This window comes from Kitasatospora nipponensis (assembly GCF_039528135.1).
GTDB classification, from domain to species: domain Bacteria; phylum Actinomycetota; class Actinomycetes; order Streptomycetales; family Streptomycetaceae; genus Kitasatospora; species Kitasatospora nipponensis.
Genome location: NZ_BAAALF010000148.1, coordinates 1 through 20851, shown reverse-complemented (window position 1 = coordinate 20851; position 20851 = coordinate 1). Strand labels below are relative to the sequence as shown.

The 20851-nt window shown below is 72.6% G+C and carries 13 protein-coding genes; 4 read left to right on the top strand and 9 right to left on the bottom strand.

Annotated features, from left to right (window positions below):
* From ABD323_RS30020 to ABD323_RS30000, 5 genes are all read right to left on the bottom strand, one after another.
* Positions 1 to 445, bottom strand: a 445-nt coding sequence (locus tag ABD323_RS30020; protein WP_344445159.1) for a zf-HC2 domain-containing protein, incomplete at its 3' end; no start/stop codon positions are given.
* Positions 442 to 1191, bottom strand: coding sequence for an RNA polymerase sigma factor SigM (sigM, locus tag ABD323_RS30015; RefSeq protein ID WP_344445158.1), 750 nt, complete (start codon positions 1189 to 1191; stop codon positions 442 to 444). The genes sigM and ABD323_RS30020, both read right to left, overlap by 4 nt.
* Positions 1192 to 1235: 44 nt before the next feature.
* Positions 1236 to 3194 (bottom strand): protein kinase family protein, encoded by a 1959-nt coding sequence (locus ABD323_RS30010; protein ID WP_344445157.1) that lies wholly within the window; start codon positions 3192 to 3194, stop codon positions 1236 to 1238.
* Positions 3195 to 3400: 206 nt separating this feature from the next.
* Entirely contained in the window at positions 3401 to 5818 is a 2418-nt protein-coding gene (murJ, locus tag ABD323_RS30005) for a murein biosynthesis integral membrane protein MurJ (RefSeq protein WP_344445156.1), read from the bottom strand.
* Positions 5819 to 5922: 104 nt separating this feature from the next.
* Positions 5923 to 8262 (bottom strand): hypothetical protein, encoded by a 2340-nt coding sequence (locus ABD323_RS30000; RefSeq protein WP_344445155.1) that lies wholly within the window; start codon positions 8260 to 8262, stop codon positions 5923 to 5925.
* A gap of 385 nt (positions 8263 to 8647) precedes the next feature.
* Here ABD323_RS30000 and ABD323_RS29995 point away from each other — a divergent pair, with 385 nt between their 5' ends.
* Together ABD323_RS29995 and ABD323_RS29990 are read left to right on the top strand one after the other, a co-directional pair.
* Complete coding sequence (locus ABD323_RS29995) at positions 8648 to 10117, top strand: CCA tRNA nucleotidyltransferase (protein ID WP_425556205.1); 1470 nt, start codon at positions 8648 to 8650, stop codon at positions 10115 to 10117.
* 142 nt (positions 10118 to 10259) lie between these two features.
* On the top strand, positions 10260 to 10976 hold the full coding sequence (locus ABD323_RS29990) for a restriction endonuclease (protein ID WP_344445154.1): 717 nt from the start codon (positions 10260 to 10262) through the stop codon (positions 10974 to 10976).
* A gap of 54 nt (positions 10977 to 11030) precedes the next feature.
* On the opposite strand, the gene ABD323_RS29985 is transcribed toward ABD323_RS29990, so the two are convergent.
* From ABD323_RS29985 to ABD323_RS29970, 4 genes are all read right to left on the bottom strand, one after another.
* Complete coding sequence (locus ABD323_RS29985) at positions 11031 to 12062, bottom strand: LppU/SCO3897 family protein (RefSeq protein ID WP_344445153.1); 1032 nt, start codon at positions 12060 to 12062, stop codon at positions 11031 to 11033.
* Between the two features lie 267 nt (positions 12063 to 12329).
* Entirely contained in the window at positions 12330 to 13730 is a 1401-nt protein-coding gene (locus tag ABD323_RS29980) for an MFS transporter (RefSeq protein WP_344445152.1), read from the bottom strand.
* Positions 13731 to 13940: 210 nt separating this feature from the next.
* Positions 13941 to 15023: an inositol-3-phosphate synthase gene (locus ABD323_RS29975; RefSeq protein ID WP_344445151.1), complete on the bottom strand. Its 1083-nt coding sequence runs from the start codon at positions 15021 to 15023 to the stop codon at positions 13941 to 13943.
* Positions 15024 to 15158: 135 nt separating this feature from the next.
* Positions 15159 to 15842: a PadR family transcriptional regulator gene (locus ABD323_RS29970; protein WP_344445150.1), complete on the bottom strand. Its 684-nt coding sequence runs from the start codon at positions 15840 to 15842 to the stop codon at positions 15159 to 15161.
* Between the two features lie 410 nt (positions 15843 to 16252).
* Between ABD323_RS29970 and ABD323_RS29965 the strand changes: the two genes are divergently transcribed.
* Positions 16253 to 18994, top strand: a complete 2742-nt coding sequence (locus ABD323_RS29965; RefSeq protein ID WP_344445149.1) for a transglycosylase domain-containing protein — start codon at positions 16253 to 16255, stop codon at positions 18992 to 18994.
* 110 nt (positions 18995 to 19104) lie between these two features.
* Positions 19105 to 20766: a glycosyltransferase family 87 protein gene (locus ABD323_RS29960; RefSeq protein ID WP_344445148.1), complete on the top strand. Its 1662-nt coding sequence runs from the start codon at positions 19105 to 19107 to the stop codon at positions 20764 to 20766.
* Positions 20767 to 20851: the final 85 nt, after the last annotated feature.

Here is a 20851-nt window from a genome sequence, read left to right as displayed (position 1 = left end):
CCCGGCCGGGGGCCCGGCCCGGCCCATGGCTCGCGCTGCCCGGGCGGCAGGGCGGGGCGGCGCCGGCCGGCCGGGGAGCGCCCTTGGGCGCCCCGGTGGTGCTCGGCGTGGCGCTCGCGGGGGTGCTCGGGACTGTCGTGCCCGGGGCGGTGGGGGTGGGGGCAGCGCCGGCGGCGAGCAGGGCCGCCTCGGCGGCCAGGGCCGCGTCGAGGCGCAGTGCGACCGCCTCGGGCATCGGCTCGGGCTCGTCCTCGGCCAGCAGTTCGGTGAGCGCGTCGAGCGCCGCGAGGGTCTGCGCGCACGGCTCGCAGTGGGTCAGGTGGGCGTGCAGCTCCGCCGCCTCGGCGGCGGGGAGCAGCCCCTCCTGCAGATCGGCGAGCCGGTCGACCGAGGGGTGGGACGCGGCCGCGGCCGATTCGACGGGTTCGGGTGCCTGATGCGTCATCGGGGGGTCGCGTCTCCTTCCAGGCTCAGTTCTTGGGTGGGGACGGTGGGGTCCGGGGATGGGACGGGGCGGGTCCCCTTCGGGTTCCCTCCGGCCGGTGGGGCGGTGGATGTTTCACGTGAAACATCGCCCGCGGGCTCGGCCGGCCCCGGCGCGGGGCGCAGGTGGCGCACCAGCGGCAGCAGGCGGGCCCGGCCGCGCGCGCACCGGCTCTTCACCGTGCCGACCGGTATCCCGAGCACCTCGGCGGCCTCGGCCACCGGGTAGCCCTGCATGTCGACCAGGACCAGGGCGGCGCGCTGGTCGGCGGGCAGCGAGGCCAGCGCCGCGCCGAGCTCACGGCGCAGCTCCCTGCGGATCACCAGCGCGTCGGTGGGCTCCGCGCTGCCGGCCAGGGTCTCGAGCTGCTGCGGATCCTCGTCCAGGGAGCCGGCGCGCCGGGTGGTGGCGCGGCGGGCCCGGTCCAGGCAGGCGTTGACCACGATCCGGTGCAGCCAGGTGGTGACCGCGGAGCGGCCCTGGAAGGTGTGGGCCGCGCGCAGTGCCGAGAGCAGGGCGTCCTGCAGCGCGTCGGCCGCCTCCTCGCGGTCACCCAGGGTCCGCACCGCGACGGCCCAGAGCCGGTCCCGGTGGCGCTGGACCAGGAGGCCGAAGGCCGTCGGATCGCCGGCCACGTGGTGGGCCAGCAACTCCGCGTCGGTCGGTTCCGCGGCCTCGGGGGGCTGCGGCCCGGTCGGTCCTGCCATCTGCCTGCCCCTCGGTGCTGCGAGTACCGCTGCGGGCCGTCCGGTCAGCCGGAGACCTTGATCTCGGCCACCTGGCCGCGGTACCTGTCGCCCCCATCCTTGGGGAGGCTGGTCAGCCAGATCAAGAGGTAGCGCGACCGGACCGGGGTGCCGAGCTGGAATTCGGCGTCGGTGCCGGTGCTCTGGGCGAGCGGCTGGCCGAAGTCGTCGAACTTGCTCGGCTGGCCGTCACCGGTGGCGGTGGGCACCCGCAGCTCCGCCGTGGTGCCCCCGACGAACTGCACGCTCACCTGACTGATCGACTTGGCCGAGCCGAGGTCCACCACCAGACCGGTGCCGTGGCCGATCGTGGGCAGGTCGGAGAAGTAGCCGTCGGTGTACCAGAAGGTGGCGGGGTTGCCGTCGTAGCTCTGGGGGAGCAGTTCCGGGTGCATCGGGCCGCTGCCGAACGGGTTGAACGAGCTGACGTCGGAGATGGCCAGCGGGCTCAGGTGGGGGCTCGGGGTGCTGCTGGCGGACGGCGCGCTGCCGGCGCCGGAGGTGCCCAGGGCCTGCTTCTCGCCGGTGCTGCCCAGCCGCCCGGCCAGGTGCCAGGAGCCGTAGCCGATGGCGGCCAGCAGGACGGCCGAGACCGTCCACTTGAGCAGCCGCCGGGCGTGCCGGCGCACCCGTCGGGGCGGCGGACCGGTCGGGGCGGCGGGCCGCGGCAGGACCACGGTGGGCGCGGCCGGGCGGGGTGCGGGTCCCGAGCGGCCGACCGTCGGCTGGGTGGCGGGGTAGCGGGTGGTCGCGCGGGCGGGCAGGCCGGGGGCCGGCTCGGGCTGCGGGATCCGGGGCAGCAGCGCGATCGCCTTGGCCAGTTCGGCGGGCGTGCCGATCGGCTCGAGGTGGTGCGGGGGCGGCACGCAGAGCGCGCGGGCGGCGAGGTCGGACAGGCCCCGGTGGACGCCGGCCCGCACCTGGTCGGGCGGGACCTGGCCGAGGCCCTTGGGCAGCCCCTGGAGGTCGTAGCGGTCCTCGGGGAAGGGCCAGCGGTGGGTCAGCGCGGCGTAGAGCAGGGCGCCGAGGGCCCGGGTGTCGGTGAGCTCGGCGTCCTCCTCCGGCAGGCCGCGCAGGGCGGCGTCGACGGCCACCCCGTTGATCCGGTACTGGCCGGTGTCGGTGCGCAGCACGCAGCGCGGGGTCAGCCGCAGGTGCGAGCGGCGGCTGCGGTGCGCGGCGGTGATCGCGTCGGCGACCTGGCGGACCATCTGGTAGGCGTCGTACGCGTCCATCGGGCCGGCCGCCAGCAGGGTGGCCAGGTCGGTGGCGTCGGGCAGCCACTCGCGGATCACGTAGACGAGCTCGCCCTCCTGCACCGCGTCCAGCACCTGGACGAAGCGCGGGTCGCCGAGCAGCGCGGCGGAGCGGGCGGCGGCCAGGACGTCCTCGGCGCGCTGGTGGCCGGCGGCCAGCAGGTGGACGCCGACCGCGCGGCGCAGCTTCTCGTCGACGGCGCGCCAGCTGCTGAACGCCTCCGACTGGGAGATGCACTCCTCCAGCCGGTAGCGGCCGGCGATGGTGTCGCCGCTGTGCCGCTGCGGAACCGGGAGCAGGTCGGGGAGCCGGTCGGCGTCGTCCTCGGGCTCCGCCTCTGCGGAGTCCAGGTCGGAATCCGCGTCCGAGTCGGCGTCGGAGTCGGCGTCAGGACCCGGGGCGTCTGCGGCCGGCGCGGCGGGCTCGACGACGGGTGGCAGGACCTGGGTGGCGCTCTCCGCGTCCGCGGGGGCCTCCCCCGCGAGTGACGCGTCCGCGGGTTCGGGGGCGGGGTCGGCCGGCAGGTCGCCGGCGGGGTCGGGGCCGGGCTCGGGTCGCGGGTGGGAGGGCTCGGCCTGGGCGGCCGTGCCGGAGGCCAGTTCGGCCGCGATCTCGGCGGTGGAGAGCGGGGTGGTGGCCTCGCTCCGTGCCTCGGCCGCTGACGCGTCGACGACTGCCTCGGTGCGATCCTTGATGCGATCAGCCACCGTCGTCCTACCTCCCCTTGTAGCGCCCGGTCCGGAGCCCGCGCCGATGCGGCCCCGGGAGGCGGACAGGCGAGGACCCGGGTCTGCAGACCAAGTCGTTCGAAGCCAATTGTGCCCATTCTTCCCCCCCGAGTACGACCACGGCGAGGGTCATCCGGTTCCTCTCACGACTGAACTGCTCGGTAGGTGCACAAACTGATGGCCGCTCAGCGTCCCAGACGGCTACGGACCATGCCGACCAGGGCGTTGAGCTCCTCGATCCGCATCCGCCGAGCCAGCGCGCCGAAGACGGCGAGCTGCACCGCGCCGGCCACCAGCACCGTGATCACGCTGCCGAGCCAGCCGCCCAGCAGGTCGCCGAGCCCCAGCGCCACCAGGAACCCGGCCAGCGCGGCCGGGACGCAGGCGATCGCCAGCCGGGCGTAGGTCTTGGCGATCCGGGCGGTGTCCAGCCCGCCGATCCGCCGCTTGAGCTTGGGCACCGCGACCGCGACCCCCACCGCGTACGAGGCGCCGTAGCCCAGCGCCATCCCGGTGACCGCCCACTGGGCGGGCAGTACCAGGAAGCACAGCAGCGCGGTGGTGGCCTGCGAGGCGGCCACCCAGACGGTGTTGGAGAACGGTGTGCGGGTGTCCTCGTAGGCGTAGAAGCCGCGCAGCAGGATGTACTGCACCGAGTACGGGATCAGGCCGAGCGCGAAGGCGGAGAGCATGAAGCCGACCGCCGTGGTGGCGTGCGCGACGCTGCCGCCGTTGCCCAGGCCGTAGATGGCGGTGCCGATCTGCGGGCCCAGGGCGAGGAAGAGGAAGGCGGCGGGGACGATCGCCACCGCCGAGGTGCGCAGCCCGTAGGAGAGGTCGTCGCGCACCGCGCCGGCGTCGCCGTCGGTGGCCGAGCGGGAGAGCCGCGGCAGGACCGCGCTCATCACCGAGACGGTGATCACCGCCATCGGCAGCTGCCAGATCAGCAGCGCGTTGGAGTACGCGGCCAGGCCCACGCCGAGGTATCCCCCGCCGGCCGCCCTGGCGCCGGCCGCGGTCGCCAGCTGGGTGACCACCAGGTAGCCGGCCTGGTTGGCGAGCACGAAGAGGAAGGTCCACTTGGCCAGCCGGGCCGCCTTGCCCAGGCCGTGGCCGCGCCAGTCGAAGCGCGGCCGGAAGGCGAATCCGGCGGCCCGCAGGTAGGGGACCATCGCGAGCGCCTGCACCGCCAGCCCCAGCAGGGTGCCGATCCCCAGCAGGCGCAGGCCCTCGGGGGTGACGGTCTGCGGGGTGACCCGGCTGGTCTCGAAGGTGCCGAAGACCCAGAGGTACATGCCGAAGGTGGAGATCACCACGACGTTGTTGAGGACCGGGGTCCACATCATCGCGCCGAACCGGCCGCGCGCGTTGAGGATCTGACCCATCACCACGTGCACGCCCATGAAGAAGATGGTCGGCAGGCAGTAGCGGGCCAGCGCCACCGTGCTGTCCGCGCTGGCCGGGTCGCGCATCAGTGAGTGCGAGATCAGCTGGACCAGCAGCGGCGCGGCCAGCACCGCTACGAAGGCGACCCCGGCCAGACCCACCATCACCAGAGTGAGCAGCCGGTTGGCGTAGGCGGTGCCGCCGTCCTCGTCCTGCTTCATGCTGCGCACCAGCTGCGGCACGAAGACCGCGTTCAGCGCGCCGCCGCCGATCAGGATGTAGAGCAGGGTGGGCAGCGTGTTGGCCGCGGAGTAGGAGTCACCCATGGTGCCGACGCCGATGGCGGCGGCGATCACCATGGTGCGCAGGAAGCCGGTACCGCGGGAGACCAGGGTGCCCGCGGCCATGATCGCGCTGGAGTTGAGCAGGCCGGCGACCTTCTCGCCGGCCCGCGCGGCGGGGCCACCGGTGGCCGGCGCGTCCGGGCCGTCGGCGCCGTCGTCGGTCGGCGGCTCCACGAGCTCGGGGCCGTCCGGGCCGTCGGGCCCCTCGATCACCGGGGCGGCGCCGCGGTGGCCGGCGGCCGGTGCCCCGGCCGGTGACGCGGTCGGCGCCAGGGCGCGCGGTTCGGCCTCCTCGGCGGTCAACGGCGGGTCGAACTCGATCACCGGGAAGAGTGGGCGCTCGGGTGCGGCGGCGGTGGCCGGCGCCCGGTCGAGCAGCGCGTCCACGCCGACGTACTCGGCGTCGTCGGCGTCCCAGCCGAGGCGAGCCACGGGCGGCGGCGCGAGGCCGGTGCCGGCCGCGGCGGAGGTCTCGGCACCCACCGGGACGGGGGCCGGGCTCCCGGCGCCGGGCGGCGCGGCGGGACGGGCCCAGCGGGAGGCCGGTACCACCGGCTCGTCCAGCGCTTCGCTCTGCTGCTCCGGCAGCGCCTGCCGGCCGGCCGGGTCGGGCCCGGCGGCGTCCGGCTCCGGCTCCGGCTCCGGCTCGGGGTCGGGGTCGAGCATCCGGTCGTAGGGCTCGGCCGTGCGGTCGTACGGGCCGGGGCCACCGACCGTGGGGAACGGATCCACGGCATACGGGTCCTGCGCGTAGGTGTCGGCGAGGTACCAGTCGGGCTCGTCGGCCGCCGCGCCGCCCTGGGCCGGGGCACGCTCGTCGCTGGTCCGCTCGTCCCCGGCCTCCGGCCGAGGACGCCCCATCCGCTCGCTCATGCCACCTCATCGCTGTCCGGGCCCGGCCCTGCCCCGGGACCGCTGGTCTCAGAGACCTACTGTCTCATCACCGCTCACTCGAACCCGGCTTTCGACGTCGCGGGCTACGGGTGCGGCGCGCCGCCGCCCGCCGGCGCGTGGTGGTCCGACCCGTCGGGACCCAGCGGCCGGCCGTGCGAGCCCTCCCGCTCCTGCTCCGGGAGGTCGGCGGCGGCCGGGGCGTCCGGCTCGGTCAGCGGCGCGTCCGGGTCGTGGGGCGGCTCGTCGCCGCGCTTCTTGCGCTGCAGGTAGATCCGCAGGCCCGCCAGCAGGACCAGCAGCACACCGGCACCGACCACCCACCACACCCCGCTGGGCACCTGGGTGACCTCGACGTAGAACTTCACCTCGGGGCCGTAGGGCTGGGCGTCGGGGCCCACCGTCCACAGCTGCGCGGTCATCTGCACCAGCCCGTTGCCCTGCGCCTGAGCCAGGAAGCGCGCCGAGGTGCTCTGGCCCGGGCCCAGCACGACCGACTCGGCCTTGCTGACGTTCAGCCGGTTCTGCTGGGCGGAGCTGAGTCGCAGCTCCAGGTTGATCACGGGCTGCTGCAGGTCGTTGGCGACGCTGACCTGCAGGAGCCCGGAATCCCCCGCGAGCGTGACCTTGTTGCTCTTGGCCGGAATGGCCACCGCGTCGTGCAGCTGCTGCAGGTAGCCGGCCGCGTTGGTGCGGTAGAGCGCGCCGTTCGTCGGCTTCTCGCGCCAGGCGGTGGAGACCGACCGGGCGATCGCGGCGCTGAAGGGACCGCTGACCCGCTGCGGGACGGTGAGGATGCGCAGCAGCAGGTCCACCTGCTGCTGCATGCCGGCCACCCCGGCGAAGTCGCTCGAACTGAGCTCGGTGGCCCGCAGGTCGGCCGGGTACGCCTCGGCGGAGCTCACCTTGGTGGCGGCCTGCGGGTCGGCCGGGGTCGCGGCCACCGCGTCCAGGCTCACGGCCTGGGCCCACTTGCCGTCCTGCGCGGCGGCGAGCGAGGCCTGCAGCACCTGGGCGCCCGCGACGCTCAGCGAGCGCGGCGGCATCGCGACCAGGGTCCGCTGCTTGGAGGGGTTCTCCAGGGTGACGGTGAGGGTCTCGGCGAGGAAGCGCTGCTCGGCCGCGGTGGCCGCCTCCTTGCTCCCCAGGTCCGACTGGAACAGGTCGGAGATGGTGCTGTCGGCGACCAGCGCCGTCAGGCCGTTGCCGATCGGGCGCCCCGAGCTGGGCGTGAAGTTCAGGTTCCGGGACTCCGGCAGGCTCGCGCTGCTCACCAGCACCTGGGTGTCGCCGAGCTTCTGGGCGGTGGCGGCGACCTGCGGGTCCAGGTAGCCCTGGTAGGGCCAGGCGACGGTGTCGTTCACGTCCACCGACAGCCGGCCCTCGACGGTCACCTTGCCGGCCGTCCTGGCCCGGCCCAGCTCCGCCTCCAGACCGGCCTGCCCGGAGCCGTTGTGGGCGATCGAGGCGAGGTCGGGGTCGGCGTACGGCAGTGAGACCACCGAGGAACCGTTGGCGGCCACCGCCGCGCGCAGCTTCTTCAGCCAGTCGTTGGCCACGCCCTGGCCCTGACCGGCCGAGGTGTTGGTGTTGTCGTCGCGGACCGGCTCACCACCGCGCCCGGGCAGCTGGACCCGGTACGGCTTGGTCATCGCGAACACGGCGTCCAGCAGGTCCGGGTCGATCACCCAGGTCAGCGACGGGATGCTCTGCCCGATGGTGACCAGCTGGCCGAGCCGGCCGTCGGGTCCCAGCTCGGTGGCCAGGGCGTCGTCGCGCAGCACCGGGGTCTGGTCGGCGTCCGACCCGGTCTGGGCCACCAGCTCGGGCGCGTGGGTCAGCGGCCAGAGCGTGGCGATCCGGGTCGGCTGGACGTCCTTGGCGTCGGGCAGGTACGGCAGCAGGCTGCGCCCGATCCCCACCACGTGCGTCGTCTCACCGTCCGTGTCGGTGGTCAGCGCCTCCACCGCCAGCTCGTAGGCACCGTTCGCCGACGCCGAGGGGCCGCCCCCCTCCAGCTTCAGGTCGTTCATCGCCACCGGCGGGAGCTGGAAGCTCCTGCTGGCGCCCGGGGCCAGGTCGAACTTCTCACCCAGCGGCGCGTTCAGCGCCTTGCCGTCGGCCGTGGTCGGATCGGTGCGGGTCAGCATGGTGGCGATGGTGCTGCGGTTGCCCAGCGGCTGCTTGCCGTGCCCCAGTGACAGACCGGCCTGGACACCCTTGAGCGGGCTGGAGCCGTTGTTGGTCAGGGTGCCGGAGATCGTCAGGGTGCCGTTGGCGGCCGGCACGGGGGGCTGGACGCCGGAGACGGTGACCGTGACGGGGAAGTCGGAGGAGACCGCGGTCAGCGCGCTGTGGAGCGGCTGTGCGGCCAGCGCCTGCGGGGCGGCGGCCAGTGCGCCGAACAGCGCCAGGGCACTGCCCACCGCGGCGGCCGATCTGCGCAGTGTGCGGGCACCTCGCCGACCACGGACCGACGTGCGGGGACTCCCGGTGTGCCGTGCTGGCTCGCCCACGCGCTTCGCCCTCGCCGTTCTGGTTCGCTGTCGTCTGCCGTGCTGCCGTCTTCGGTGCCGCCTGCGCGGTGGGTCGAGGCGAAGGGTGCGCCGCGCCGTGCAGGAAATCCCCCACCCGCATGGTAACGACGCGGCCGGGTCGCCAGTGTTGCGGCCCTGGGGGTGCGCCGGGTCGCCGGCCGAAAAAAAGCGGCGGGCCGGTCGGGCCCCGGTGCACGTACCCTTGTGAGCCGTGTCCAACGCCAATGATTCCAGTGCCGCGATCCCTGCCGTCCCCACCGTCGCCAGTGCCCCGGTGGGAGCCGCCGCCGGCCCCGCCGTCCCGGCGGTGCCAGGTCTGAGCGAGGCGCAGACGCGCGGCCTGCAGGAGCTGCTGCGGGTCTCCCCGGTCGCGGACGAGATCGCCCGGCGCTTCCAGCAGGCCGGCTTCCGGCTGGCCCTGGTCGGCGGCTCGGTGCGCGACGCCCTGCTCGGCCGGCTCGGCAACGACCTGGACTTCACCACCGACGCCCGGCCCCAGCAGGTGCTCAAGCTGGTGAAGGGCTGGGCGGACGCCGTCTGGGACGTCGGCATCGCCTTCGGCACGGTCGGGGCCCGCAAGGACACCGCGGACGGCAGTTTCCTGATCGAGATCACCACCTACCGCTGCGAGGCGTACGACCGCACCTCGCGCAAGCCCGAGGTGACCTACGGCGACACCATCGAGCAGGACCTGGTCCGGCGCGACTTCTCGGTGAACGCGATGGCCGTCGACCTGCCCGGCCGCACCTTCGTGGACCCGCACCACGGGCTGGAGGACCTGGAGGCCCGGGTGCTGCGCACGCCGGCGACCCCGGAGGAGTCCTTCTCCGACGACCCGCTGCGGATGATGCGGGCCGCCCGGTTCGTCGCCCAGCTGGATTTCGAGCCCGCGCCCGAGGTGGTCGCGGCGATGACCGCGATGGCCGAGCGGATCACCATCGTCTCGGCCGAGCGGATCCAGGCCGAGCTCAACAAGCTGCTGCTGGCCGAGCACCCGGTGAAGGGCCTGCGCCTGCTGGTCGACACCGGGCTGGCCCGGCACGTGCTGCCCGAGCTGCCGGCGCTGCAGCTCGAGAAGGACGAGCACCACCGGCACAAGGACGTCTACGAGCACTCGCTGACCGTCCTGGAGCAGGCCATCGACCTGGAGCGGGACGGCGCCGACCTGACGCTGCGGCTGGCCGCGCTGCTGCACGACATCGGCAAGCCGCGCACCCGGCGCTTCGAGCCGGACGGCGGGGTCTCCTTCCACCACCACGAGATGGTCGGCGCGAAGATGACCCGCAAGCGGATGCGGGAGCTGAAGTACTCCAAGGAGCTGATCGAGGACGTCGCGCGGCTGGTCGAGCTGCACCTGCGCTTCCACGGCTACGGCGGCGGGGAGTGGACCGACTCCGCGGTGCGCCGCTACGTCACCGACGCCGGACCGCTGCTGGACCGGCTGCACAAGCTGACCCGCTCCGACTGCACCACGCGCAACCGGAAGAAGGCCGCCACGCTGTCGCGCACCTACGACGGCCTGGAGGTGCGGATCGCCGAGCTCAAGGAGCGCGAGGAGCTGGACGCGATCCGCCCGGCGCTGGACGGCAACCAGATCATGGAGCTGCTCGGGCTGCGGCCGGGCCCGGAGGTCGGCAAGGCCTACAAGCACCTGCTGGAGCTGCGCCTGGAGCACGGCCCGATGGAGCACGAGGACGCGGTGGCGGCACTGAAGGAGTGGTGGGCGGCGGAGCAGTCGGTGTGACGGGTGCCGCCCGGCGCGAGCGTGGACCTGTATGCGCTCCATCGGGTGATACTCACCGGTTCTTCTGACCGGCTGATCACCGTTCCGTTCCTCTGGTCGGGTGAGAGGAGTGTCCTCTCACCCGAAGAGGAGCGTGATGGCGATGACCGTCGATGCGGTGCTGCTGGAGTCCCCGACCATGCGGGCGAGGGTCTGCGAGCGGGTCGAGGTGCTGGAGCGGGTGCGGGCGCTGACCCTGCTGCCGGACGGGGTGCACGTGACCTCCGACGGGGTCGCGCGGTACTTCGAGGTCGGCGAGCAGACGATCCACTCGCTGGTGTACGACCACAGGGCCGAACTCGCCGCGAACGGATACAGCGTGATCAGTGGATCGCGACTGAGCTCCTTCAAGGAAGTCAGTGGGATCCACTCCCGGGCCCGCTCCCTCGCGCTGTTCACGCGGCGGACCGTGCTGAACGTCGCGATGCTCCTGCGTGACAGCGAAACCGCACGTCAGGTGCGGTGCCACTTGCTGGACGCGGAGGAGGTGGCACGGCGCGCAGCTGTGGACAACCGGTCCGCGCCACCTGTGGACAACCGTCCCGTGCCGCCCGAGGGGAGCGTGGACGCCGCCGTGGTCCGGGCCGCCGAGGGCGTGCTGCGGGAGGCGATCAGCACGTCGGTGGTGCGCCTGCTCAACGTGCTCCACGAGGAGGTCGGTACCAACAGCCGCAAGCTGGACGCGGTGCTCGACCGGGTGGACCGCCTGGAGCGGGTGGTGCTGGACGACGGCGAGAAGGCGGTGGCCCGGCGCCGGCTGCGGCTGCTCCAGGCGCTCGACGAGGGGGCGGACGAGGAGGTGATCGGCGACCTGCTGTGATCCGCCGGTCCGACGGGTGACCCGTCGGACCAGCGGATCGGTGGCGGCGGCGCGTCAGACGCTCGCGCCGCCGCTCCCGCTCCCGGTGCCGCCGGTGCTGCCGTTCTGCTGGCTGCCTCCGCTGCCCGGGCGGTTGTCGGCCAGGCACAGTACGAAGCTGTTGCCGTTGTCCTCGTGGGTGTACCAGTTGGTGGCGGTCGGGTAGGGGGCGCAGGCGCTCTCGCCGCTGCCCATGCTGGCGACCCGGGCGATCACCCGGTACTCGGCCTTCGGGTCGCTGCAGGGCAGCACCGAGATGTCCGGGTTGTCGTCCTGCTCACCCGCCGCGCTGTGCGCGTTGTGCAGGCAGTCGCCCGCCCTGGCGAGCAGCACCGAGCTGCCGGAACCGCCCCGGCCGCCGCTGTTGTCGGTGCTGCCGCCCGTCCCGCCGGTCGCGAGCTGGACGATCAGCAGGACGGCGACGACCAGGATCGGCAGGATCGGCACGGCCAGCATCCAGATCGCGCCGCGCCTGGTCAGCGGGATGCCGGGGTCGAGCTGCGGTCCGTGGGTCCCCGGGACGGGCGGCGGAAGCCGGCGGATCTTCTGGTACGCCGAGCGGGTGCGCAGCAGGGCGACCAGGGTGAAGACCGTCGAGAGGTACCCCCACCAGCCGCGCAGCAGGGTCCGCTGCGACATGTCGCGCACCGTCGCGGTGCCGCAGACGAGGCAGTACGGGCCGGGGCGGCGCAGGAACTGCATCACCACGATCATGCCGCGGTGCCCGTGCACCGTGACGTCCACCGCCGGGAAGCCGCCGCAGATCCGGCAGCCGGGTCCGCCCGGCTGGCCGGCGGGGTAGCCGTAGCCGGCCGGCGCGGGGGCGGCCCAGCCGTAGGGCGGCGCCGGCTGCCCGTACGGGGTGGGCGGCTGCTGGCCGTACGGACCGGGCTGGGCGGGGAAGGCGGGCGGTGCCGGGGGCGCGGCGGGGTAGCCGTAGCCGGGCGGCGGGGGGTAACCGCCGGGAGCCGGGACCTGCGGCGGGCCGCCGTACGGGTTGGCCGGCGGTGGACCGTAGGGGTTCGGCGGCTGGTACGGGTTGCTCACAGGGACTCCCCGGAGAGTGGCGCGACGGCCGAGGGACGGGCGGGACGGGGTCGGGCGACCGGGGTCGGGGTGACCCGAACCGGCTGCTGCCCGCGCTGGCCCGGCGCAGTCGTCCGGCGACCGGACTCCTGGGGCCCGGGGCCGTTCGCTCGCTCTCCTGCCTCCCCCGAGGGCAAGGGGGCACCGGGGACCGTCGCTGCCGGGAGGGCGGCTGACGGTGTGTCGGTGCGGATGTACCTTAGCGAGTCCCGCCGACGGCGGTGACGGTCAGCCCTGCGCCGGACCCGGCCGCTCGGCACTCCCCCGCTCCGTGCCCGGCCGGTCGGCGGATGCCCGCTCGGCGGGCGGCCCGCCCCGCCGCACGGCGCGTGCGTAGAGCAGGGCGCTGAGGGCGTAGACGACGGCGACCGCGCTCACCACCCCCGCGGAGCGCCCGTCCAGCGGCAGCACCAGTGCGGTGACCGCGGCTGCCGCGACGAAGGCGACGTTGAAGAGCACGTCGTACAGCGAGAAGACCCGGCCCCGGAAGTCGTCCTCCACCGAGCTCTGCACGATCGTGTCGGCGCAGATCTTGGTGCCCTGGGTGACCAGCCCCAGCAGCAGCGCGGCGGCCATGATCGGTCCGGCCCGGAAGGAGAGCCCCAGCGCGGGCACGAAGAGCGCCGCCGAGCCGAGGCAGACGGTCATCCAGCCGGTGAGCCCGATCCGCCGGGTGAACCAGGGGCTGACCACGGCCGCCAGGAAGAAGCCGACCGCCGAGAAGCCCAGGGCGGTGCCCAGGGTGGCCAGCCCGCCCTTGCTGTCGCCGGGGCTGTTGAAGGTGTAGCGCGAGAGCATCAGCACCGTGACGATCAGGATGCCGTAGCAGAACCGGGCGGCGGTGACGGCGGCCAGCGCGCGCAGGGCGGGTCTGCTGTCGTGCACCAGGTGCCGGAACCCGGCGGCCAGCGCCTGGCCGGCCTGGCCGAGCGTGGCGCGCAGGCCGGGGCGGTCGGGGTGGTGTTCGGGGCCCAGCAGCTCCGGGTCGATCCGGTGCGCGGCCAGCCCGGCGGCGAGGTAGAGCGCGGCGGCGGCGGTGACCAGTGCGGCGTCCGCCCCCTGGCCCGGTGGCAGCACCTGGTGGACGAGGAAGCCGATGCCGCCGCCACAGGCCGCGGCGACGGTGCCCAGGGTGGGGGAGAGGGCGTTGGCGGTGACCAGTTCGCGGGGCTCGACCACGCGCGGCAGTGCGGCGGACAGGCCGGTCAGGATGAACCGGTTGAGCGCGGTGACCAGCAGGGCGGCCGCGAAGAAGAGCCACTCCGGAGCCCGGCCCAGGAGCAGCCCGGCGGTGACCACGCCGAGGCCGAAGCGGGCGAGGTTGCCGAGGTAGAGCACCTGGCGCCGGCGCCAGCGGTCCAGCAGGACGCCGGCGAACGGGCCGATCACGGAGAACGGGAGCAGCAGCACCGCCATCATCGAGGCGATGTCGGCGGGAGAGGACTGGCGCTCCGGGGAGAAGATCACGTAGGAGGCGAGCGAGACCTGGAAGACCCCGTCGGAGAGCTGGGAGAGCAGCCGGACGGTCAGCAGCCGGCGGAAGTCCCGGGTGCGGAGCAGCCCGCGGAGCGTGGCTCGGCCGGTCTTCTCGGTACGCGGGGCCGCAGCCGGCCTTCTGGTGATCGCCACCCGCCCAGGGCCGATGTTTCACGTGAAACATCGGCCCTCGTCATGACGACCGGTGGCAACCACCGGTCACGCGCTCACCGCTCGGAGCACGGGTGCTCAGCGCTCAGCGCGGACAGTCGCGAACTTCGCTGCGCTCAGCGCTCAGCGCGGACAGTCGCGAACTTCGCTGCGCTCAGCGCTCAGCGCGGACAGTCGCGAACTTCGCTGCGCTCAGCGCTCGACCTCGCCCTTGATGAACTTCTCGACGTTCTCCCGCGCCTCGTCGTCGAAGTACTGCACCGGCGGGGACTTCATGAAGTACGAGGACGCCGACAGGATCGGGCCGCCGATGCCGCGGTCCAGGGCGATCTTCGCGGCACGGACGGCGTCGATGATGACACCGGCCGAGTTCGGGGAGTCCCAGACCTCGAGCTTGTACTCGAGGTTCAGCGGAACGTCACCGAAGGCGCGGCCCTCGAGGCGGACGTACGCCCACTTGCGGTCGTCGAGCCACGCGACGTAGTCGGACGGGCCGATGTGGACGTTGCGGGCGCCCATGTCGCGGTCCTTGATCTGCGACGTGACGGCCTGCGTCTTCGAGATCTTCTTGGACTCCAGGCGCTCGCGCTCGAGCATGTTCTTGAAGTCCATGTTGCCGCCGACGTTCAGCTGCATGGTGCGCTCGAGGACGACACCGCGGTCCTCGAAGAGCTTCGCCATCACGCGGTGCGTGATGGTGGCGCCGACCTGCGACTTGATGTCGTCACCGACGATCGGCACGCCGGCCTCGGTGAACTTGTCCGCCCACTCCTTGGTGCCCGCGATGAACACCGGGAGGGCGTTCACGAAGGCGACCTTGGCGTCGATGGCGCACTGCGCGTAGAACTTGGCCGCGTTCTCGGAACCCACCGGGAGGTAGCAGACCAGGACGTCGACCTGGCGGTCCTTGAGGATCTGGACCACGTCGACCGGAGCCTCGTCGGACTCCTCGATGGTCTCGCGGTAGTACTTGCCGAGGCCGTCCAGCGTGTGGCCGCGCTGCACGGTGACGCCGGTCGGCGGCACGGTGCAGATCTTGATGGTGTTGTTCTCGCTGTTGCCGATGGCGTCGGCCAGGTCGAAGCCGACCTTCTTGGCGTCGACGTCGAACGCGGCGACGAACTCCACGTCACTGACGTGGTAGTCGCCGAACTGCACGTGCATCAGCCCGGGGACCTTGCCGGCCGGGTCGGCGTCCTTGTAGTACTCGACACCCTGCACCAGCGAGGCGGCGCAGTTGCCCACGCCTACGATGGCTACGCGAACCGAACCCATTCCGGTTGCTCCCTGTGATCTCGTGAGGTCCGTCGGATACCGACGATCCTCGTCCTGCTTCTCATCTGACTCATTGACGGGCGCGCTGCGCCCGCTTCCACCGCGTGGCACCGGGCAGACGCGGTGGCGGCACTCCTAGGCGGAGCGCCCCGGGCGGTCGTACGGTGGCGGTGGCGGATCCGGGGACCCGTCCTCGTCGCCACGGCCGTCCGAAGACTGTGGTGTGGTGGCCTGGCCCGGCGGGGCGGCGGTGCGCCCGGTCCGGTTGGCCCGTTCGGTCTCGATCAGCTCGTTCAGCCAGCGGACCTCGCGCTCCACCGACTCCAGGCCGTGCCGCTGCAGCTCGAGCGTGTAGTCGTCGAACCGCTCGCGGGTGCGGGCGATCGAGCTGCGCATCCGCTCCAGCCGCTCCTCCAGCCGGCTGCGCCGACCCTCCAGGACCCGCATCCGCACGGCCCGGTCGGTCTGACCGAAGAACGCGAAGTGCACCCCGAAGTGCTCGTCCTCCCAGGCGTCCGGTCCCGAGTCGGCGAGCAGCTCCTCGAAGCGCTCCTTGCCCTCCGGGGAGAGCCGGTAGACGATCTTCGACCGCTTGCCGTTGAGGGCCGTGGCCGGGACGTACTCGGTGTCCGGGTTGTCCTCGACCAGGAATCCCTGGGCGACCAGGCTCTTCAGGCAGGGGTAGAGCGTTCCGTAGGAGAAGGCGCGGAACGAGCCCAGCAGCACGTTGAGGCGCTTGCGCAGTTCGTAGCCGTGCATCGGGGCGTCGTGCAGAAGGCCGAGGACGGCGAACTCCAGCACTCCTGAGCGCCTGCTCACGCGGTCCGGCCTCCTCTCTGGCTTCTCGGCACACCCTGGTCGGCACCTCGCCGGGGCCAGTATGCCGCTGCGATGTATCGACTCGATATATCGAGAACGATAGGCGCGGGTCACGATTGGGGCAAGAGGGGCTCGGGTGAATGTGATCACAGGACTGCTGACAGGCAGCTGGGAGGCCCCGTCAAGGCCAACTCGGGGTTTCTTGGCAACGGGCATGTAATGATCTGCCGCTGTTTCGCGGCTCTTGGTGGCTTTTGCCCGATTAATCACCATTTCAAGGTGCGTACGCTGTCGCGTGTGCACGAGGACCACCACCGGGGCAGTGGCCGCCAAGGCTGCGGGCGGTTGCGGGCATCGGTAAGTGGACCCTGTCTACAGGCGCCCGTGCCTGGCCTAGGAGTTACTGGACTATGAGCGAACACCGGCGCCGGTCGGCCAATCCGGGTGGCGGCGAGCAACCCCCCGGTGGAGCGACCGGCGGACGCCCGTACGCCTACGGCAGCCCGCCGGACGGTGCCCCGTCCTACGACACGCCGGGACGGCCGGCGCCCAGCCGGGCCGGTGGCCCGCGCGGCCCGCAGGGGACCCGGGAGACCGCGCAGCAGCCCCGGATGACCCGGGCCGAGATGCGCAAGGGTCAGAAGGGTGGCCGCAAGGCCGCCGACGCCAGCGGTGGAGCCGGTGGCCCCGGCGGCGGCAAGGGCGGCCGCGGTCCCGGCGGCAAGCCGCCGGGCAAGAAGCGGTTCATCGACTACCCGCGCTGGGGCAAGACCGGCGTGCGCCGCTGGCTGCCCTCCTGGCGCCAGTGGCTGACGGTCTTTCTGATCTTCTTCGGTGGCGGCGTCGCCGCGGTCGGCACCGCGTACGCCATGACCAACGTGCCCCAGCTCAAGGACATGGTCCACGACCAGAACAACATCTACTACTGGGCCGACGGCAGCGAGATGACGCGCAGCGGCACCACCAACCGGCAGATCGTGCCGCTCAGCGACATCAACAAGTCCACCCAGGACGCGGTGATCGCCGCCGAGAACGAGACCTTCCGCACCGACAGCGGCATCGACCCCAAGGGCATCGCCCGGGCCGTCTACAACATGGCCTCCGGCCAGGCCACCCAGGGCGGATCGACGATCACCCAGCAGTACGTGAAGAACGCCTACCTGAGCCAGGACCAGACCCTGAGCCGCAAGCTCAAGGAGTTCTTCATCACGCTGAAGATCAATCAGAAGCTCACCAAGGACGAGATCCTCGACGGCTACCTCAACACCAGCTACTTCGGCCGCGGGGCGAACGGCATCCAGGCCGCCGCGAAGGCGTACTACAACGTGGACGCCAAGGACCTGAACCCCTGCCAGAGCGCGATGCTGGCCGGCCTGTTGAAGGGGGCGAGCTACTACGACCCCAGCCTCAGCGCGGCCAACCACGAGCGCATGGTCGGGCGCTACAACTACGTCCTGGACCGGATGGTGATCACCAAGGCGCTCACCCCCGAGGACCGCGCCAAGTGCAACACCTTCCCGGACCCCGGCAAGCAGCAGACGTCCAACACCATGAACGGACAGGTCGGCTACCTGGTCGACACCGTCAACAAGTTCATGGTCTCCAAGGACCCGACCATCACCGAGGCCGCGCTGGCCAAGGGCGGCTACCGGATCTACACCACCTTCCAGAAGGACAAGGTCGACGCGCTCTCCAAGGCCGTCGACGCGGTGATGGCCGAGAACATCGACCCGGCCAAGCGGCCGGACACCGACAGCCACGTCCAGGTGGGCGCGGCCTCGGTGGTGCCCGGTGACGGGGCGATCGTGGCCATGTACGGCGGTCCCGGCTTCGACAAGGGCCAGTACGCGAACAACGCCGACGCGCTCGGCGTCCCGGTCGGCTCGACCTTCAAGCCGTACGTGCTCGCCACCGCGATGCAGCAGGGCGTGCTGACCCAGACCGGGCCCGACGGCAAGCCGATGCGGCTCAACGAGGACAGCCGGTACAACGCCGACGACCTGAGCACCATCCGCAAGCCGGACGGCTCGCTGGTGATGGACCACGGCAAGCCGTTCAAGCAGAAGAACGACGAGGACGGCCCGCAGGGCTTCATCACCCTGCGGCAGGCCATGATCCAGTCGTTCAACGTGCCCTACGTGCAGCTCGGCGAGGACGTCGGGGGCGACAACATCAAGAAGATGGCCGTCCAGATGGGCCTCAAGGACGACAGCATGCCCAACCCGGGCGACGCCTCGTTCGCGATCGGCACCTCCACCCCCAGCGCGATCCGGATGGCCTCGGGCTACTCGGTCTTCGCCGCCCGGGGCAAGCAGACCGATCCGTACTCGGTGACCAAGGTCGAGTACGGCGGCAAGCCGCTGCCCGCCTTCACCAAGCCGCAGGTCAAGCAGGTGCTCGACCAGGCGGTGGCCGACAACATCACCAGCGTCCTGCAGGACGTGGTGCAGAGCGGTACCGGCACCAAGGCCAAGGCGGTCGGTCGGCCGATCGCCGGCAAGACCGGTACCACCGACAAGGGCACCTCGGCCTGGTTCGACGGCTACACCCCGCAGCTGACCACCGCGGTCAGCATGTTCCGCGAGGACGCCGCCAACCCGAAGCTGCTCTCGCTGATCGGCACCGGCGGCAAGAGCTCCTTCTACGGTGGTGACCTGCCGACCGAGATCTTCAGCAAGTACATGAAGGACGCGCTGGCCAACGTGCCGGTGGCCGACTTCCCGGCGCCGGAGCCGGTCAACACCGAGGTGGACGCCTCGGGGGCGCCCAGCACCGCCTCGCCCTCGCCCTCCGCCTCGCCGACCGACTCCCCCACGGCCGCCGCGCCGGTGACCATCGCGCCGCCGACCCCCGACGCGCCGATCACGGCGGCCCCCACGACCCACCAGCCGCCGACCGGCGGTGGCGTCCCGCCGACCTGTCTGCCGGGGCTCGACTGCGGCAGCACCACGGCTCCGCCCCCGGTGACCAAGAGCCCCGGTGGCGGCGGTGGCAACACCTGCCTGCCGGTCGTCGGCTGTCCGAGCACCTCCGACAGCGCGACGCCGTCACCGACCAGGACCAGGCCGGGCGGTGGTGGGGGGACGCCCACCGGTGGCAACACCGGACCGGCCACGCCGACCGGCGGCGCAACGGCCGCACCGACGAACTGAGCGCGCTGCGGCGGGGCCGCCGGGAGGCGCTGCGAAGACTCGCAGGGCCGCCGCAGCCGTTCGCGGGGTCGTCCTCGTCCGGGCAGCGCGCGTGCGGCAGTATGTCGGCCATGACGTCGAGCGCGCAGGACGAGTCCGTCGGGTCCGAGCCCGAACCCGGGACAGCGGTGGAGGCCGGGGCAACGGTGGCGGTGGCCGAGGGGCCGCTGCCCAACACCGTGGTCGTGCCCGCGGACGAGGATCCGGTCGCCGCGGCCGGCAGCGAGGTGCTCGGCGGCCCGCCCGGGCGACGCGCCCTGCTCGGCGTCTCCTGGTGGGTGCCGGCCAGGTTCCTGGCGCTGGCCACCGTGCTGACCTCGGTGCTGGGCATGATCGAGAAGCTGCCCTGCTACACCAGCGGCTGGTTCTTCGGTGCCACCACGCAGTACACCCACGCCTGTTACAGCGACATCCCGCACCTGTACTCGGCCCGTGGCTTCGCCGCCGGACTGCACCCGTACCTCGACATGATCCCGCAGCCCAGCCCGGACATGAAGTTCCTCGAGTACCCGGTGCTGACCGGTCTGTTCATGCAGATCGCCGGGTGGATCACCCCGACCGACGGGCTGATCCAGGACCGCGAGCGCTGGTTCTGGATGGTCAACGCCGGGATGCTGATGATCTGCGCGGTGATCACCGTGATCGCGCTGACCCGCACCCACCGGCGCCGCCCCTGGGACGCGCTGCTCTTCGCCCTCGCGCCCTGCCTGGCGCTGAACTCCACGATCAACTGGGACCTGCTGGCGGTCGCGCTGACGGCCGTCGCGATGGCGTACTGGTCCAACAGCCGACCGGTCTGGGCCGGCGTCTTCATCGGGCTGGCCACCGCCGCCAAGCTCTACCCGCTGCTGTTGCTCGGCCCGCTGCTGGTGCTCTGCTGGCGGGCCGGCCGCTGGCGGGCCTTCTGGCAGGCCGCCGCCGGCGCGGTCGGCGCCTGGCTGCTCGTCGACCTGCCGATCATGATCGCGAGCTGGGACGGCTGGGCGACCTTCTACACCTTCAGCCAGACCCGCAAGGAGGACTTCGGGTCCTTCTGGATGATCCTCATGCAGGACCGCAACCAGGCCCTGGACAGCCTCAACACCTGGATCGCCGTCCTGCTGGTGGCCAGCTGCCTGGCGGTCGGCTGGCTGGCGCTGTCCGCGCCGCGCCGGCCGCGCTACGCGCAGCTGGTCTTCCTGGTGGTGGCCGCCTTCGTGCTCACCAACAAGGTCTACTCGCCGCAGTACGTGCTCTGGCTGATCCCGCTCGCCGTGCTGGCCCGCCCGCGCTGGCGCGACTTCCTGATCTGGCAGGCCTGCGAGGTGCTCTACTTCCTGGGCATCTGGTCCTACCTCGCCTACACCGGTGACGCCAAGCAGCACGGGATCGGCCAGGACTGGTACCACTTCGCGGTGATGCTGCACCTGGTGGGCACCCTGTACCTGTGCGCCGTGGTGGTCCGCGACATCCTGCGGCCCGACCGGGACCCGGTCCGCTGGGACGGCAGCGACGACCCCTCCGGCGGCGTGCTCGACTCCGCCCCCGACGTCTTCGTCCTCGGCGCGGCCCGCCGGCTGCGCGAGGAGGAGTCCTACGCGGCCTTCGCCCCGGTCGAGGGCGCCGACTGGCTGGGCGAGGCCGGGCTCGACGACGAGTCGCCGTGGCCGCCGATCGAGGCGCAGGACGCGTTGAGCGCAGGGTCGCAGGACCGGCACCCGGTGGACGGCGCGGTGGACGGGGCCCAGGGCTAGGACCTCAGGTCGGGGCCGTCAGCGGTCCGTCACCCGGTCGAAGTGCGTGGTGGTGTGCCGGACGTTGACGGCCAGCTCGTCGCCG

Coding starts and splice junctions, on each gene's coding strand:
- sigM (WP_344445158.1), bottom strand. CDS start 1,191: ATGGCAGGACCGACCGGGCCGCAGCCCCCCGAGGCCGCGGAACCGACC.
- murJ (WP_344445156.1), bottom strand. CDS start 5,818: ATGAGCGAGCGGATGGGGCGTCCTCGGCCGGAGGCCGGGGACGAGCGG.
- ABD323_RS29990 (WP_344445154.1), top strand. CDS start 10,260: ATGACCGTCGATGCGGTGCTGCTGGAGTCCCCGACCATGCGGGCGAGG.
- ABD323_RS29975 (WP_344445151.1), bottom strand. CDS start 15,023: ATGGGTTCGGTTCGCGTAGCCATCGTAGGCGTGGGCAACTGCGCCGCC.
- ABD323_RS29965 (WP_344445149.1), top strand. CDS start 16,253: ATGAGCGAACACCGGCGCCGGTCGGCCAATCCGGGTGGCGGCGAGCAA.
- ABD323_RS29960 (WP_344445148.1), top strand. CDS start 19,105: ATGACGTCGAGCGCGCAGGACGAGTCCGTCGGGTCCGAGCCCGAACCC.